Source organism: Lutibacter oceani, assembly GCF_003384935.1.
In the GTDB taxonomy this organism is placed as follows: domain Bacteria; phylum Bacteroidota; class Bacteroidia; order Flavobacteriales; family Flavobacteriaceae; genus Lutibacter; species Lutibacter oceani.
In genome coordinates this window covers 86,683-104,518 of record NZ_QTTQ01000011.1, presented here as the reverse complement: position 1 = coordinate 104,518, position 17,836 = coordinate 86,683, and the positions used below count along the sequence as shown (strand labels likewise).

Annotated in this window: 13 protein-coding genes; 5 read left to right on the top strand and 8 right to left on the bottom strand. The window is 29.4% G+C overall.

The genetic code is table 11. The annotated features are described in order from the left end of the window. Positions 1 to 9: 9 nt before the first annotated feature. The 3 genes from BX611_RS09815 to BX611_RS09805 all read right to left on the bottom strand — a co-directional run bounded on the left by BX611_RS09815 (position 10) and on the right by BX611_RS09805 (position 2,464). Positions 10 to 564 (bottom strand): peptidase associated/transthyretin-like domain-containing protein, encoded by a 555-nt coding sequence (locus BX611_RS09815; RefSeq protein ID WP_115880725.1) that lies wholly within the window; start codon positions 562 to 564, stop codon positions 10 to 12. 227 nt (positions 565 to 791) lie between these two features. Next, positions 792 to 1,790, bottom strand: coding sequence for an SAM-dependent methyltransferase (locus BX611_RS09810; RefSeq protein WP_115880723.1), 999 nt, complete (start codon positions 1,788 to 1,790; stop codon positions 792 to 794). Between the two features lie 98 nt (positions 1,791 to 1,888). Then, complete coding sequence (locus BX611_RS09805; protein WP_115880721.1) at positions 1,889 to 2,464, bottom strand: sulfotransferase family 2 domain-containing protein; 576 nt, start codon at positions 2,462 to 2,464, stop codon at positions 1,889 to 1,891. Positions 2,465 to 2,614: 150 nt separating this feature from the next. Between BX611_RS09805 and BX611_RS09800 the strand changes: the two genes are divergently transcribed. Beyond that, positions 2,615 to 3,418 (top strand): sulfotransferase, encoded by an 804-nt coding sequence (locus tag BX611_RS09800; protein WP_115880719.1) that lies wholly within the window; start codon positions 2,615 to 2,617, stop codon positions 3,416 to 3,418. 71 nt (positions 3,419 to 3,489) lie between these two features. Further along, a complete protein-coding gene (locus BX611_RS09795) occupies positions 3,490 to 5,142 on the top strand; it encodes a dipeptidyl-peptidase 3 family protein (RefSeq protein WP_115880717.1) in 1,653 nt (550 codons plus the stop codon). Between the two features lie 71 nt (positions 5,143 to 5,213). Here the strand turns inward: BX611_RS09795 and BX611_RS09790 are convergent, their stop codons facing one another. The 4 genes from BX611_RS09790 to BX611_RS09775 form a co-directional block, all read right to left on the bottom strand. After that, complete coding sequence (locus BX611_RS09790; protein ID WP_115880715.1) at positions 5,214 to 5,855, bottom strand: hypothetical protein; 642 nt, start codon at positions 5,853 to 5,855, stop codon at positions 5,214 to 5,216. A gap of 3 nt (positions 5,856 to 5,858) precedes the next feature. Then, the gene (locus BX611_RS09785) at positions 5,859 to 6,353 is read right to left on the bottom strand and encodes an RNA polymerase sigma factor (protein WP_115880713.1); all 495 of its coding nucleotides are present in this window, start codon (positions 6,351 to 6,353) and stop codon (positions 5,859 to 5,861) included. A 117-nt stretch (positions 6,354 to 6,470) separates the two neighbouring features. After that, a complete protein-coding gene (locus tag BX611_RS09780; RefSeq protein ID WP_115880711.1) occupies positions 6,471 to 7,166 on the bottom strand; it encodes a DUF4369 domain-containing protein in 696 nt (231 codons plus the stop codon). Between the two features lie 54 nt (positions 7,167 to 7,220). Next, entirely contained in the window at positions 7,221 to 8,522 is a 1,302-nt protein-coding gene (locus BX611_RS09775; protein ID WP_115881920.1) for a DUF819 family protein, read from the bottom strand. 101 nt (positions 8,523 to 8,623) lie between these two features. On the opposite strand from BX611_RS09775, the gene BX611_RS09770 reads away from it, so the two are divergent. After that, positions 8,624 to 10,825 (top strand): S46 family peptidase, encoded by a 2,202-nt coding sequence (locus BX611_RS09770; RefSeq protein WP_115880709.1) that lies wholly within the window; start codon positions 8,624 to 8,626, stop codon positions 10,823 to 10,825. 24 nt (positions 10,826 to 10,849) lie between these two features. Next, positions 10,850 to 13,054 carry a S46 family peptidase gene (locus tag BX611_RS09765; protein WP_115880707.1) on the top strand — a complete coding sequence of 735 codons (2,205 nt, stop codon included), beginning with the start codon at positions 10,850 to 10,852 and terminating at the stop codon, positions 13,052 to 13,054. 81 nt (positions 13,055 to 13,135) lie between these two features. Here BX611_RS09765 and BX611_RS09760 read toward each other — a convergent pair whose 3' ends face one another. Continuing rightward, positions 13,136 to 16,567 carry a methylmalonyl-CoA mutase family protein gene (locus tag BX611_RS09760; protein WP_115880705.1) on the bottom strand — a complete coding sequence of 1,144 codons (3,432 nt, stop codon included), beginning with the start codon at positions 16,565 to 16,567 and terminating at the stop codon, positions 13,136 to 13,138. A gap of 141 nt (positions 16,568 to 16,708) precedes the next feature. On the opposite strand from BX611_RS09760, the gene purU reads away from it, so the two are divergent. Then, on the top strand, positions 16,709 to 17,563 hold the full coding sequence (gene purU, locus BX611_RS09755) for a formyltetrahydrofolate deformylase (RefSeq protein ID WP_115880703.1): 855 nt from the start codon (positions 16,709 to 16,711) through the stop codon (positions 17,561 to 17,563). The last annotated feature ends 273 nt before the right edge of the window (positions 17,564 to 17,836 follow it).

Here is a 17,836-nt window from a genome sequence, read left to right as displayed (position 1 = left end):
TTTTTTAAGTTAAATAGATATATTAAATGTTATAACAGAGTTATTAATATTGGAATTCTTTATTGGGAATAACTTACTATTTAATTGATTATTTTCTTCCCAATGCTTGCTTGTTATATATGCTCCAAAATCATTTACTAATAATTCTGTGAAATAAGTAGCGCTTTTATAAGAAACTTTAAAGTATATTCTTGAACCCTTGCCAATTTCTTTATTCGGAAAATCCGTTATAAAATGGTATTCACCAAAAGTATTGGTTTTTAATTTTGCTCTATGCTTATATTTTGTTGAATTAGGAGATAAATGCCAAACTTCAACTGTTGCATTAGAAAGTTTATGAGTGCCAGTTGTATCAAAAATTTCACCTTTAACATGTAAATGTTTTCCGAACAATGACGAAGTTCTTAAATCTGTCTTTTCTTCTGCATAAGGATTGTAACCATCAAAAGGGCAATTATTACTAGTTAAAGTATTTGCAAATGTAGTTGAAGAAAGTAGCGCTACGCCTGTGGTTGCTATTGCGGTATTGCGCAAAAACAACCTTCGGGAAGGGTGAATTTTCATAAATGATTTAATTAGTTAGTATTGTAAATGTAATAAATGTTACATAACTTTCATAAAAAAAGAATGATAAAAAATATTAACGGTTATTTTTTTGTAATAAAATGTGGAAAAAAATAAATAAATTGTAGTAGTAGTTTAAACAAAAAAAAATTTTTTAAGTATTCTTTTGAATAAACGTATTTGAATTTTTGAGCTAATTTTGGCTTAGATGTTTGGCTAATTATTAATTATTGAAAATTGTATCTTAATTCTATATTGGGTTGCATAAAATAGGTAAAAACAATAAAATTATTTTCAGAATTTTCTTCTAATTTTATTTCAAAAGGAATTGTTAATGATGATTCATTTCTGTTAAGAAAAATATCCTTATAAATTTGAACTTGGGTATCTAACAAAATTTTTTTGGTATGATTCAGGTCTAATAGCTTTAAATCAAATTTTTTATCTGATAGTTGAGAGGGAATTGTACCATTATGCGTTTTTGATAAAATAACTTCTCGTACATTTAGAATAGTATTCATTTTATTTTCAGAAAACTCTTTAGAATTTTCTGAATGCGTTAATAAATTCAGATTAATAAGCACATTTTCAGGTATTAAAATGATATTTTTGTTGAATTGAGGCAATAGATTATATAATATAGGAACATAACATTCTCTATATAATAATGCATCTAATGTTTCACTTATAAGAATATGGAATTTTTCAGGATTAGGAATTTTAAATGTTACTGCATCAGCTAAATAAAATTCTTGAACATAGTCAGATAATTCTAATGTGTTAATTAATTTTTTAGCAGATTCAAGCGAGGTTTTATTAATTTCAAGTAAGTTAAATTGTATTTCTTCAGGTTTAAAAAAAGAGGCCACTAAAGTTATAAATGGCGCATAAGGGCCACAACCAGCATAAAACACATTAATTAACTCACCTGGGTGTGTTTTTTGCTTTTCTTGAATTGCTAAAATAATTGCAGTTAAGAATTTTACAGTTCTCTTATAGTCCAATAAGCATTGAGCCGCATGATTTAATCCAAGTGCTTTCCCTTTTGCTGCAGGAATTGCTGCTAAATATTCAATTTTAAAATCGAATCCCGAAATTTCCGTAATATTTTTAAAATGAATATGAATTTGATCTAGATTTTTTTTAATCAGATCATCATTGGATGAGTTTTTAATTAACGGGGAAGTTAAATTTTTTATATCAGCAATTATTTTCTTTTTAATCATAGGTTTTAAGTATTTTTTTAGCTGAGAAACTCAATCTAAATGTAGAGTTTTATAAGTTTTATTATTGAATTAATTTTTGCTTGGTTCTTTGTATGTGTTTAAAAAACATAGTTAAAGTACTCAATATCCTTTTTGCATTTCTCGGCAATTAAATTTTTACTTTTTTTTGTGTAAAAATCTTGAAATATTTTAAGGTTTGTATTGTTGGTTATTGGAATTTCTGTTAAGGGTAAATTCAGTTTATTAAATAGTTTTAGAATCTCATTTTCGAAATTTTCATAACGTAATATTTCATCTACTTTTAATATTCCTTTTTTATTAGAAAAATAATCTAGTGTATTATAATGAAATTGTTGAGTGGTAAAATCTGATGCATAATCAGATTCAATAAATATTTCAAACCTTTTTCTTTCCTGTGCTAGACTTTTTTTATCGTTTTTATGAATTAATGAATACCAAGATAAAATTCTCTCCCAAGGATTTCTTGTAAATCCAAAAGTATAATAATCTTTATATTCTTCTAATAAGTAAGTTTCTGAAGTTCTTGCGTTTCCGTGTTGTGATAAAATTTCAATATTATTACCCAATTGATTTTTTAGCAGATTTATAATTGTTGAACCTCCTGTTCTTTGAACATGGATAAAAATTATTTTTAAAGTATGAGAAATAATCATTCTATAAATTCAATTGTTAAATTAGTTGTAGCAATATAAAAAATATTGTGGTTGTGAATATATACAAATTAATAAAGCTAAAATATTTATTTGGATTTGTTAAACAGATAATTCCTCTTATATTGTGAGTAAATTATTTCATTTTACATTATGGATAAAATATCACCTGTCTTAATAACTTCACCTTGTCAGCGTTCGGGTACAACACTATTAGTTAGATTATTAAATTCTGCTTCAAACTCATTAATTTACGGTGAAAATGCTGCAAATGATATTTTTTTCTTAGTCAACCAATTAACTCATAGAAAGTTGTTTCTTTCAATTGATAAAAATCAAAGGGATGCATTGCTCCAGTCGATGTTAAACGGTCATTTAAATCAGTGGATTCCTGATCTGTTACCAAATGTTGATGATTACCTCGAATCTATGGAGAAGGCTTTTCTTTCACATATTCAATTTTTTCAGGAATATGCAAAAAAAGAAAACAGAAATGTATGGGGTGTTAAGCAACCAGGATGGACCGGAGGAAATATAAATGTATTCAGAGGTTGTTTGCCGGATAGTAAGGTAATTTATATTTATCGAGATATAGAAGCCTGTATAAAATCAGCTAAAGGAATTCAAATGATTAATAGTTTTGATGAAGCTAAAATGTTTCTTCAAGCATACTTGGAATCATACAATACTGTTATGCAATTGCCTGAATCAGATAAATTGCTAAAAATTGCGTTTAATGATATAGTTGAAAAACCTATAGAAATTATTTCTAAAATTGCAGCTTTTACAGGGGCAAAGGGTATAGACCAAAATATACTAAAAATAAAAGTGAATACTTATTTTGGGGATGCTAGATCACCTGAATCAAACGACGGTTATATTTCTCCGGTAGAATTATCTCTGGATGAAAAAAACTTAATTAAAGAAGCAAAAGGAAATATGTTTTTTCACTCTTGATGCTATTTTATAACGTCATTTATCCTTAATTTTTTTGTAATTTTATAAATTAAATTCAATAATATATAAACATGAAAAAAATAATAGTATTAATGGTTTTAACAGTTTTGTTTTCTTGTAAGGAAGATAAGGAAGCACGTAAGCCTACAAAACAAATTACAGTTGAAGAAAATTTGGTTGATATGAGTAAAAATTTAAATAAATATGTACCATTTAAGCTAACATCAGATGTAAGTGTTTTAACAGAAAATGAAAGAAAAATGTTGCCGATATTAATTAAAGCAGCAGACAAAATGAATGAATTATTTTGGTATGAAGCTTATGGAGATAGAGAATCTTTAATGGCTTCAATAACAGATGAGGATACCAAAAAATTTGTTGAAATAAATTATGGTCCTTGGGATAGATTAGCAGGAAATGCACCTTTTGTTGATGGAATTGGAGGAAAGCCAGCTGGAGCTAATTACTACCCTGCTGATATGACTAAAGAAGAATTTGAAAGCTTTGATGATGAAAATAAATCAAGTTTATACACTTTTGTTAAACGAAATGAGGATGGAACTTTAAAAACAGTTTGGTACCATCAGCAATTTGAAAGTCAGGTAAAAGAAGTTTCAGATTTATTGTTAGAAGCATCTAAATTAGCTGAAGATACAGGGTTGAAAAAATATTTAGAATTACGCTCACAAGCATTCTTAGATGATAAATACCAACAGAGTGATTTTGCTTGGATGGATATGAAAACCAATAGGTTAGATGTTGTTATTGGTCCAATTGAAACATATGAAGATCAGTTGTTTGGTAATAAGGCATCACACGAAGGTTATGTGCTGATTAAGGATATGGTTTGGAGTAAAAAATTAGAGAAGTTTGCACAATTTTTACCTGAATTACAAGTGGGTTTACCAGTAGATGAGGCTTATAAGAAAGAGACTCCGGGAACAGATTCTGAACTAAATGCGTATGATGTAGTTTATTATGCAGGTGACTGTAACTCGGGAAGTAAAACTATAGCCATTAACTTGCCAAATGATGAAGAAGTTCAATTAAAAAATGGATCTAGAAGGTTGCAGTTAAAAAATGCAATGCGTGCAAAGTTTGATAAAATTTTAGTGCCAATTTCAGAAAGTTTAATTGATGAAAGTCAGCGAAAACACATAACTTTTGATGCATTTTTTGCAAATACAATGTTTCATGAAGTTGCACACGGTTTAGGAATAAAAAATACTATAAATAATAAAGGCACTGTAAGAAATTCATTAAAAGAATTGGCTTCTGCTCTTGAAGAAGGAAAAGCCGATATTTTAGGGTTGTATATGGTACAACAATTACATAAAAAAGGTGAAATAGATGGTGATATGAAAGATTATATGACCACCTTTATGACTAGTATTTTTAGGTCAGTTCGTTTTGGTGCTTCTAGTGCACATGGTAAAGCAAATATGATTCGTTTTAATTTCTTTAAAGAAAAAGGTGCTTTTACTAAAAATGAAGATGGCACTTATAAAGTAAATTATGATAAAATGGAAGGTGCAATGAAAGATTTGTCGAATCTTATTTTGACTTTACAGGGTAATGGAGATTATGAAGGTGTTGCTAAATTAGTTACTGAAAAAGGTGTTATTTCTGAAGATTTACAAAGTGATTTAGATAAATTGAGTAAAGCTAATATACCTGTTGATGTTATTTTTGAACAAAGGATTGATGCATTAGGCTTGCAATAGAAATAAGAAATTTTTTAATAAAACAAAAGATTCCTGTTTTAACAGGAATCTTTTGTTTTATATAGTTTCACCTAAAACTCTAAGGTTTCCAATTCTTTGTAATTTCTATTTAAACGTTTTAATAAAATTCCATAAATAATTCTGTAATAAATCCATAAAAGTCCAATAATAACTACTAATGCAATTATTTGTGCTATTAGCATAATATTTAAAAACTTAGCTCCAGAAACATTAATTTTATTATTTGGGTTAAGGGCTTCAATCATTGTCTCAGGATTTGAAAACATAATGAAATTTACAATAACTGATAATAAAACATATAACGCAATATTATAATACACGTAATAGTTAACTGTTTTACGGGTTTTAATTATTTTTTGCATTAATAAATTGGTTGTTTCAGTAACTGATATTGCTTTGTAATTTTTATAAAACAAATAAATAAAGATGAATACAATAGAGTAATGTATTACTTGCGTAACATATAAAAAAGTTCTTAAATTAAACTTATCATATATTTCCAAATATTTTTCAGGAACTAATAAATTTAAACCACTCCAAAATAAAAGTTCAACAATACATATTATAAAAATCCATTTTACAATTGAAGAGGATTTTTTATGTATTAATTTATATATCTCGTTATAAGATAATTCCGGATAACTAGCATCTTGCTTTTTCCAGTCTTTTTTTAATAAATCTAATTCATCCATAGTTTACGGATTTAATATTGTTTTTAAGCGCGTCTTTATTCTATTCATCTTCACGCGTGCATTCACTTCTGAAATACCTAATGTTTCGGATATTTCTTTATAGTTTTTATCTTCTAAATACAAAAAGATTAAACCTTTGTCAATATCTGATAACTGATGTATTGCTTTATACATCAATTTTAGTTGCTCTTCTTCTGTATTGTCATAATCAGTAGATTTAATTCTATGTAAAACAGTGTCAAAATCCTGCGTTTTTATAGTTCGTTTAGATTTTCTGTATAAAGTAATTGCAGTATTTAACCCAATTCTATACATCCAAGTACTAAGTTTGGAATCGCCTCTAAACTTTGGGTATGCTTTCCAAAGCTGAATTGTAATTTCTTGAAACAAATCGTTGTGCGCTTCCTGATTGTTTGTATAAATTCTACATACTTTATGAATTATTTTCTGATGTTCTTGAAATTCAGAAATAAATTTATGTTCAAGTTCTTTATTCACAAGTTTGAGTTGGTTTCAATTATTAGTAGCATTTATAATTAAAATGTTACAAGCTTAGTGTAAAAATGAAAAAGCAACTCCATAGAGTTGCTTTAAATTTGTAAAAGGTTTAAATAATTAGTTGTTTTTTTTAATTTTTTCAATAAAATTTTCTAATTCAACTCCATATTTTGAAGCTTTAATATTGTCGGTTAATGAATTATTAACAGTATCCAATAATTTAATATTAGCATTATATAATTCTGTTAATGCAATGTAAGGAGCAACTTCTTTATCCGCATTTTGTATTGCAAAATTAGTGGTAAAGTAATATTTGCGTTTTATTAAATTAGCTTCTTTTTTTTCAATATTTGAAAGTTCTGCAGTATCATTAATTTTTGAAGCTTCAAATTTTTCCTTTAAAAAATCTAACTGTTTTCCATTAAACTGTCTGTACATATCATTATATTCTTCTAGCTTTTCCTGGTTTTTTGAACCTGTAATTTTCGCAGAGGTTGAAAATTTTTCAAGTTTAGAATTTACAGTTATTTCTCCTTTTTCTCCAAAAAATGTGATACGTTCATCTGCTTTTTTATCAAGCGTAATAAAATAAATTTCAGGACTTTCCAGTTCGTCAACTAAAATAAAAGAACTAAGTCCATTTAACTGAACAGAATCAACAGAAACCAATAAAGTATCTTTATATTTTTGCAAATAAACAGTTCCTTTTTTTAAGCCATCAATGTTTCCATTTACAACCATGCTTCCAGTTTTACTTTTACCACAAGAAATTAAAAGTGTAATTATTAGTAAACTGTTAAATATTTTTTTCATTTTATTAAGTTTTGGCAGACAAATATCTAATTTTTATTTTAAATAATATAAAATTTAAGGAGCAACTATTCGCATTAATTCAGCAGTAAGCATAGCACCGTATGTTCCAACCACATAGCCAAAAACAGCTAACAAAACACCAACAGTTGCTAATGAAGGGTGAAACGCTGCAGCAACAACTGGCGCAGATGCAGCACCACCAACGTTAGCCTGGCTTCCAACAGCAAGAAAAAAGTAAGGAGCTTTAATAAGTTTGGCAACAGAAACTAATAAAATTACGTGAATTGTCATCCAAACAATTCCAATTAAAATTAGTCCTGGATTTTCTAAGATTTTACTCAAATCCATTTTCATACCAATGGTTGCTACTAAAATGTAAATAAATACACTTCCTATTTTACTTGCACCCGCTCCTTCATAAGTTTTTAGTTTTGTAAAAGAAGCAATTATACCTATTATGGTTGCAATACTTATCATCCAAAAAAATTGAGATCCAAATGAAGAAAGTGCAGAACTTTTATCGCTAACTGCTTCAAAATTAGATGAAAGAAAATTTGAAATTTCATTTGCACCAAAATGAGAAAAACCAACAATTGTAAATGCAATTGATAAAATTATTATTAAATCGGATAAAGAAGGGTTTCTTGAAATTTTTGAAGAATAGGTTGAAACTTTTTCTTTTAATTTTTCAATAGCAGAAGTGTCAGATTTTAGCCATTTATCAATTTTTTTCGATTTTCCAATTCCAATTAACACAATTGCCATCCAAATATTAGCAACTACAATATCAACTAAAACCATTCCACCGTATTTCTTGGGGTTGTATTCGTAAATTTCCAACATTGCAGCTTGGTTTGCTCCACCACCAATCCAACTTCCTGCCAAGGTAGCTAATCCTCTCCAAACAGCATCTGGGCCAGCACCACCAACAGTTTCTGGTGAAATAGCTGAAATTAGCATAATAGCAATTGGACCCCCAATTACAATTCCTACAGTGCCGGTTAAAAACATTATTAATGCTTTTGGACCTAAATTAAACACAGCTTTCAAGTCAATACTTAATGTCATTAAAATTAAAGCAGCTGGTAATAAAAACCTGCTGGCTACATAATATAATTGTGAACTATGTTTTGTTACTTCTCCAATTTCATTAACTGTTTCCCATTCTGGCGCAATAATTCCAGCAGAAGTAAATATGGCAGGTAATAAATAAGCCATAAGTAATGCAGGTACGTATTTATAAAACTTTTTCCAACGCTTGTTTTCACTTGATGAAGTATAAAAAACGAAACCAAGTGTTAGCATTAAAATTCCGAAGCTAATTGTGTCTTGTGTAAAAAAGGGTGTGTTATCCATATATAAATTTTGAATTTCGGCTAATTTAACCCTTTTTATGATATTTTTCATAAAAATAATACAACAGGAATCTTATCTTTGTTTGTTAAAAAATTATTTAAATGAAATATATAAAACTTTATTTATTATTAGCCTTAATAATCGTTTCGTGTAAAACGGTTCAGGAAACTACTGAAACAGTAAAAATTGAAACCCCAAGCGTGGTTGATACACGTGAAATACAAGGCGGAATGTGGCTTCCTTCTTTGTTGGAAGGAGTAAATGAAACAGAAATGCAACAGTTAGGAAGCAAACTAACTGCCAAGGATATTTACGATGTAAATAATTCAAGTTTAAAAGATGCAATTGTACATTTTAATGGAGGTTGTACTTCAGAAATAATTTCTCCAAACGGATTGTTGTTAACAAATCACCATTGTGGTTACGGAGCAATTCAATCGCATTCATCTGTAGATCACGATTATTTAAAAGATGGTTTTTGGGCTATGAGTTACGAAGAAGAATTAGCAAACCCAAACATGTCTGTAACTTTTATTAAAAGAATTGACGATGTAACTTCTGAAGTTTTTGAAGGAGTTACAAATGAAATGGATGAAGCTTCTAAAATGAAGCTAATCAATCAAAATATATTAAAAGTAAACAAAGCTGCTCAAAAAGAAACCTGGCAAGATTCAAATATAAAGTCCTTTTATGATGGAAACCAATATATATTGTTTGTTACAGAAAAGTACACTGATGTTAGATTGGTTGGTGCGCCACCTTCGGCAATTGGTAAGTTTGGTGCAGACACGGATAATTGGATGTGGCCACGCCATACTGGAGATTTCTCAATGTTTAGAATTTATGCAGATGCAAATAACAAACCAGCAGATTATTCAAAAGAAAATGTTCCATATAAACCAAATCATTATTTACCAATTTCATTAGACGGTGTTGCTGAAAAAGATTTTACATTGGTTTTTGGTTTTCCAGGACGTACAAATGAGTATTTACCAGCTGTTGGAGTAGATCAGATTGTAAATGTATTAAATCCGGCAAAAATTGAAGTTAGAGAAAATGCTCTTAAAATTGTAGACACTTATATGCGTAAAGATCCTGCAATAAAAATTAAATATGCATCTAAATTTGCTTCAATTGCTAATTATTGGAAAAAATGGATTGGCGAAAATCAAGGGATTGAAAAGTCGAATGCTATTCAAAAGAAAAGAGATTTAGAAACTGAATTTTCTAATATAGTAGCAGAGAAAGATTTGGTTGGTTATTCAACATTATTAGCTGATTTTGAAACATTATACAAAGAAATTGAAAGTGTGTCGTTAGCACGTGATTATTGGGTTGAAGTCGCTTACAGAAATGTTGAATTGTTAAATATTACATTTAGTGCCTACCAATTAGAACAAGCTTATTTAAGAGGTGGTGAGGAAGCTTTTGAAGGTAGAAGAGAAGCTGTTTTAAATAGTTACGAAAGCAAATTTAAAAACTACAGCGCCGAAGTTGATAAACCTGTATTTGAAAAATTGGTTGCTTTGTATGCTCAAAAATCTCCTAAAAATTATTCACCAAGTAATTTGCAAGGTGTTAATTTTAAGGAGTTAGCAAATGAGATTTATTCAAATTCTAAATTAACAACTTTAGAAGAAGCGCAAGAAATGTTAACGGGTTCTGCCGAAGAAGTAATTAAAAAGTTGAACGAGGATAAAGCTTACGAGTTTGGTAAAGAATTTCACACTATTTTTTATAACAAAATTGAGCCTAAATTTCAACAATTAAATATGGAATTAGCAGCAGTTCAAAAAAAATATATGAAAGCATTAATGGAAGTTTTTCCTAATAAACGTTTCTTTCCTGATGCAAATAGCACACTTCGTGTTACTTACGGACAAGTTAGAGGTTACGAGCCTAAAGATGGTATTTATTATAACACAACAACCTATTTAAAAGGTGTTATGGAAAAATATGTTCCTGGTGATTATGAATTTGATGTGCCTCAAAAATTGCAAGATTTATACAAGGCAAAAGATTATGGTCAGTATGCAGAAAATGGTAAAATGCCAGTTTGTTTTATAGGTACAAACCATACAACTGGAGGAAATTCAGGTAGCCCGGCAATTGATGCTTATGGTAATTTAATAGGTCTTAATTTCGATAGAGTATGGGAAGGAACAATGAGTGATATGAATTATGATCCAGATATTTGCAGAAATATAATGGTTGATATTCGCTATGTATTATTTATAGTTGATAAATATGCAGGAGCAAAAAGATTAATTGAAGAAATGACTTTAGTACACCCAAAACAATAATTATAGAAAATAAACAATAAAACCATGAAATATATAAAACTCTATTTATTAATAGCACTTTTAACAATTTCTTGTAAAACGGTACAAGAAACAACACAGATAGTTCAAAAAGTTGAAACTACAGTTATACAAGATACAAGAGATATTCAGGGAGGAATGTGGATTCCTTCATTATTAGAAGGAATGAATGCTCAGGAAATGGCACAATTAGGAATGAAAATGTCTGTAAATGATATTTATGATGTGAACAATTCAAGTTTAAAAGATGCAATTGCGCATTTTGGTGGAGGTTGTACTTCAGAAATTATTTCACCAAACGGATTGTTATTAACAAATCACCATTGTGGTTATGGAGTAATTCAGTCACACTCATCGGTTGAACATGATTATTTAAAAGATGGTTTTTGGGCAATGAGTTATGATGAAGAATTACCAAATGAAAGTTTGAGCGCTACTTTTATTAAAAGAATTGATGATGTTACACAACAAGTTTTTGAAGGTGTGTCTGACGATATGGATGAGGCTTCAAAAATGAAATTAATCAATCAAAATATTCTAAAAGTTAATAAAGGGGCTCAAAAAGAGGAGTGGCAAGATTCTTATATAAGATCTTTTTTTAAAGGAAATCAATATTTATTATTTGTAACTGAAAAATTTACAGATGTTCGTTTGGTGGGTGCACCTCCAACATCAATCGGAAAATTTGGTGCAGATACTGATAACTGGATGTGGCCACGCCATACTGGAGATTTTTCTATGTTTAGAATTTATGCGGATGAAAATAACAGACCAGCAGCCTATTCAAAAGACAATAAACCTTACAAACCTGCTCACTATTTACCGATATCTTTAGATGGTGTTGAAGAGAATGATTTTACATTGGTGTTTGGTTTTCCAGGACGTACAAATGAGTATTTACCTGCAGTTGGTGTAGATCAAATTGTAAATGTATTGAATCCTGCAAAAATTGAAATAAGAGACAATGCCTTAAAAATTGTAGATACTTATATGCGTAAAGACCCTGCAATTAAAATACAATATGCTTCTAAATTTGCCTCTATTGCTAATTATTGGAAAAAATGGATTGGTGAAAGTCAAGGAATTCATCAAACAAATGCTATTGAAAAGAAACGTGAACTTGAAGCTGAATTTTCTAAAATAGTTGAAGAAAAAGATTTAGTAGGTTATAAAACCTTATTATCTGATTTTGAAACATTATACAAAGAAATTGAAAGTGTTGCATTAGCTCGTGATTATTGGGTTGAAGTTGCTTATAGGAATGTTGAGCTGCTAAATATTACTTTTAGTGCTTATCAATTAGAACAGGCTTTTTTAAGAGGTGGAGAAGCTTCTTTTGAAAATAGAAGAGATGCTGTTTTAAATAGTTTTGAAGGTAAATTTAAGAACTACAGCGCTGAAGTTGATAAGCCCGTTTTTGAAAAATTGATTAAATTATATGCTAATAAATCTCCAAAAGAGTTTTTGCCTTCTAATATGGTAAATGCAGATTTTACCAATTTAACTAATGAAGTTTATGCAACTTCTAAATTAACTTCATTAGAAAATGCAACGGAATTATTGAGTGGGTCTGCAGAAGAGGTAATAAAAAAGTTAAATGAAGACAGTGCATATAAATTTGGTAAAGAATTACACACTGTTTTTTACACTAAAATTGAACCGAAATTTCAAGAGTTAAATTTACAAATTGAAGCTGTTCAAAAAGAATATATGACAGCTTTAATGGAAGTTTTTCCAGAAAAACGCTTTTTTCCAGATGCTAATAGTACGTTAAGAGTAAATTACGGAATGGTACAGGGATATGAACCAAAAGATGGAGTTTATTATACAACTCAAACTTATTTAAAAGGTGTAATGGAAAAATATGTGCCAGGTGATTACGAGTTTGATGTACCACAAAAATTACAAGATTTATATAAAGCTAAAGATTATGGACAGTATGGTGAAGATGGCAAAATGCCTGTAAATATTTTATCAACTAACCATATGACCGGTGGTAACTCTGGAAGTCCGGTTGTTGATGCTTATGGAAATATGATAGGTTTAGCTTTTGATACAACTTGGGAAGGAACTATGAGTGATTTATATTTTGACGCAGATATTGTTAGAAGTATTATGGTAGATATTCGTTATGTGTTATTTATTATTGATAAATATGCAGGTGCACAAAACCTAATTGACGAAATGAATTTGGTGCATCCAAAAAAATAAAAATTAAAAAAAGTGTATAAAAAACTCCAAACGAAAGTTTGGAGTTTTTTTTATTATAATGAGTTTGTAGTTGCTTAAAATTTACATATTCCTTCTATATTGTCCGCCAACTTCAAATAAAGCTTCCGTAATTTGACCAATTGAACAAATTTTACAAGCTTCCATTAATTGCTCAAAAATGTTTTCATTATTAATGGCTTTTTGCTTTAATAAATCAAGTTGTTTTTCAACTTTTTCAGAATTACCTTTATTTAAATTTTCAACAACAGTTATTTGATATTGTTTTTCTTCTTCAGTTGCTCTAATTACTTCTTGTGGTAAAATTGTAGGAGATCCTTTACTGCTTAAAAATGTATTTACACCAATAATTGGGAAATCACCATTGTGTTTTAAGGTTTCGTAATACAAGCTTTCTTCTTGAATTTTACTACGTTGGTACATAGTTTCCATGGCACCTAAAACGCCTCCACGCTCGGTAATCCTGTCAAATTCAACATAAATTGCTTCCTCAACCAAATCTGTTAACTCTTCAATAATAAATGATCCCTGAATTGGATTTTCATTTTTGGTTAATCCTAATTCTTTATTAATAATTAGTTGAATAGCCATTGCTCTTCTAACACTTTCTTCGGTTGGCGTTGTTATGGCTTCATCATAAGCATTGGTGTGTAAACTGTTGCAATTATCGTAAATAGCATACAAGGCTTGCAAGGTTGTTCTTATATCATTAAAGTCTATTTCTTGGGCATGTAAACTTCTACCAGATGTTTGAATATGATATTTTAACATTTGTGCTCTTGGGTTTGCACCGTACTTGTTTTTTAGTGCCTTTGCCCAAATTTTACGAGCAACGCGTCCAATTACTGCATATTCTGGATCTACTCCGTTTGAAAAGAAAAATGATAAGTTTGGACCAAATTTGTTAATGTCCATTCCTCTAGATAAATAGTATTCCACGTAAGTAAAACCATTAGCTAAAGTAAACGCTAATTGTGAAATTGGATTTGCACCAGCTTCAGCAATATGATACCCAGAAATTGAAACTGAGTAAAAATTTCGTACATTATTTGTAATAAAATATTCCTGAACATCACCCATTAAACGTAACGCAAATTCAGTTGAAAAAATACATGTATTTTGGGCCTGATCTTCTTTTAAAATATCGGCTTGTACTGTTCCACGGACTTTAGCAATAGTTTTATTTTTAATATTTTGATAAACTGTTGAAGGTAAAACTTCATCACCGGTTACACCCAAAAGTAGCAAGCCTAAACCATTATTTCCTTCAGGAAGTTCTCCTTGGTATTTTGGACGTTCAACACCTTTTTTCTTGTAAATTGAAGCAATTTTCGCTTCAATTTCGGCTGTTAAATCATTTTCAATAATGTATTTTTCACATTCCTGATCAATGGCTGCATTCATAAAATAACCAAGCATCATTGGTGCTGGACCATTAATTGTCATTGAAACAGATGTCATAGGATTTGTTAAATCAAAACCTGAATATAGTTTTTTTGCATCGTCTAAACAACAAATAGAAACACCTGCATTTCCTATTTTACCATAAATATCTGGACGAATATCAGGATCATTTCCATATAAAGTAACCGAATCGAAAGCAGTTGACAAACGTTTTGCGGGTAAGCCTAAACTTACATAATGAAAACGTCTGTTGGTGCGTTCTGGACCTCCTTCACCTGCAAACATCCTAGTTGGATCTTCACCTGTTCTTTTGAAGGGAAAAAGCCCAGATGTATATGGGAATTCTCCAGGAACATTTTCTTCTAAACTCCATAATAGCAAATCTCCCCAAGCTTCATATTTTGGTAGGGCTATTTTTGGAATTTTAATATGAGAAAGTGATTCGCTATGCGTTTTAATATTTATAACTTTATCTCGTACTTTATAGGAATACAATTCATTTTTGTACGATTGTTTTTTTGTTTCCCAGTTTAAAATGATGTTCCAATTGTGTGGATTTAAATCCGTTTTTACCCGGTCAAATTCTGAAATTAATAATTTTAAAAAGTTGATATTATTGTCAGTCTGAGCTTGTCGAAGACTCTCTTCCTCTATTCCAAACTTCGACAGACTCAGTTTCACAGTTGATACAGATTCAATGGTTTTATAAATTCCATATAATTTTTGAGCAACTTCTTTTTGTTGAAAACTTGCTTTTGTATAAGACCTGTTGTTTTCTGTTATTTCCGATAAATAACGTGTTCTGTTTGGTGGAATAATAAATTGCTTTTCACTTAATTTATCAGCAATTATAAATGTGCTTTTAAAATTATTTGCTGTTTTTTTATTTAACTTTTCAATAAGAACTGTGTATAATTCATTGGTTCCAGGGTCGTTAAATTGTGAAGCAATTGTACCGTAAACAGGCATTGATTCTAGATCGTTTTCCCATAAATTATGATTGCGTTGGTATTGTTTTTTAACGTCACGTAAGGCGTCTAAAGAGCCTCTTTTATCAAATTTATTTAAGGCAATAACATCTGCAAAATCAATCATATCAATTTTTTCTAACTGAGTTGCAGCTCCATATTCTGGAGTCATTACATATAATGAAACATCGGAATGGTCTAAAATTTCAGTATCACTTTGTCCAATTCCTGAAGTTTCTAAAATAACCAAATCAAAACCTGCAACTTTTAAAACAGCAACTGCATCACTAACATGTTTTGACAATGCTAAATTTGATTGTCTGGTAGCCAAAGAGCGCATATAAACACGTTCATTTTTTATTGAATTCATTCTAATTCTATCACCTAATAAAGCACCACCAGTTTTGCGTTTTGAAGGATCAACAGAAACTATTGCAATTGTTTTTTCTGGAAAATCAATTAAAGACCTTCTTACCAATTCATCTACAGTAGATGATTTTCCAGAACCTCCAGTACCAGTAATACCAAGAACTGGAATTGTAGATTTATTGGCTTGTTCCCTTATTTCATTTATAAATTCAATATGTTTTTCTGAAAAGTTTTCAGCTGCAGAAATAGCCTTTGCTAATTGTAAGGAGTCTTTTTTTATTAAATCTGTAATATCAAAATCAATAATTTCCCCTGTTGGAAAATCAGATTTTTCAATCATATCATTTATCATTCCTTGTAAGCCCATACTTCTACCGTCATCGGGAGAATAAATACGAGTAATTCCATAATTCATTAAATTTTCAATTTCTGAAGGAAGAATTACACCGCCACCGCCACCAAATAGTTTAATATGTGACGCACCTTTTTCTTTCAATAAGTCGAACATATATTTAAAATACTCCATATGTCCACCTTGATAAGAGGTGATTGCTATTGCATTTGCATCTTCTTGTATTGCACAGTTTACAACTTCTTCAACACTTCTGTCATGACCTAAATGAATTACTTCAACACCAGTAGCCTGAATAATTCTACGCATGATATTTATTGCCGCATCGTGTCCATCAAAAAGTGATGCTGCGGTTACAATTCTAACTTTATTAATTGGTTTGTATGGCGCTATTTTTTTCATTTCGTAAAATATACTCTTATTTTGAGTGCAATTTATGAATTTTTTAAAAATAGAAGTCAAATATTATTAAATAGATAACAATTTTAATTGCGGTACAAGCTGCGACTTTTTTATATAATTTTGGCGTTTAAATTTTTAGTAATGAAAAGAATAACAATTCTAATAAATTGTAAAGACAGTAAAGGTATAATTGCTTCTGTTACCAATTTTATACATCAGCAAAATGGTAATATTGTATATATAGATCAACATGTTGATAGGGAAGATAATATGTTTTTTATGCGATTGGAATGTGAATTTTCAAAGGAATCGTTTTCATTACGTGTTTTTAAAAATGTTTTTAGTGAAGTTATTGGTGATAGATTTGAAATGACTTGGCGTTTACACGATTCAGATTTAAAGCCTAAAATGGCTGTATTTGTTTCAAAATATGAGCACTGTTTATATGATATTTTAAGTAGGTATAGTGCTAATGAATTAGAGGTGGAAATTCCTTTAATTATTAGCAATCATCCAGATTTGGAGCATATTGCAAAAAATTTCAACATCCCTTATTATTGTATAAAAGTAACTAGGGAAACTAAAAATGAAGCTGAAGAAGCGCAATTAAAATTATTAAAAGAACATAATATTGATTTTATTGTTTTAGCACGTTATATGCAAATTATTTCTCCAAAATTAATTGAAGAATATCCAAACCAGATTATAAACATTCATCATTCTTTTTTACCTGCTTTTCCGGGAGCAAAACCATATCATTCAGCATTTAAACGTGGGGTGAAAATTATTGGAGCAACAAGTCATTATGTTACTGAAGATTTAGATGAAGGTCCAATTATTGAGCAGGATATTACTCGTATTTCACATACGCATTCAATTAAAGATTTTATTTTAAAAGGAAGAGATTTAGAGAAAATAGTATTATCAAGAGCACTTAAATTACACACAAAACGAAAGGTGTTGGTGTTTAAAAATAAAACAGTAGTTTTTAATTAAAATAAGAAATAAAATCAAATTGTTCTCTATTATTCAGGTGATTTAAATTTTGTTTGTTTTGATAGGCCTTTCTTTCTAGACTAATATTTTTATAAGCATTGTTGTTGTTTTAGGTAACATCTATTTAAATATTATTATCATAACAACAAACTTTATTAAAAAGTCAAACCAAATTACATTATATTTGTTACACACTAAAATAAATATCTTGGATATTTTTCACTTCAAATATAAAATATGTATAGCGTTAACTCACTTTAGAGTTGATATTCG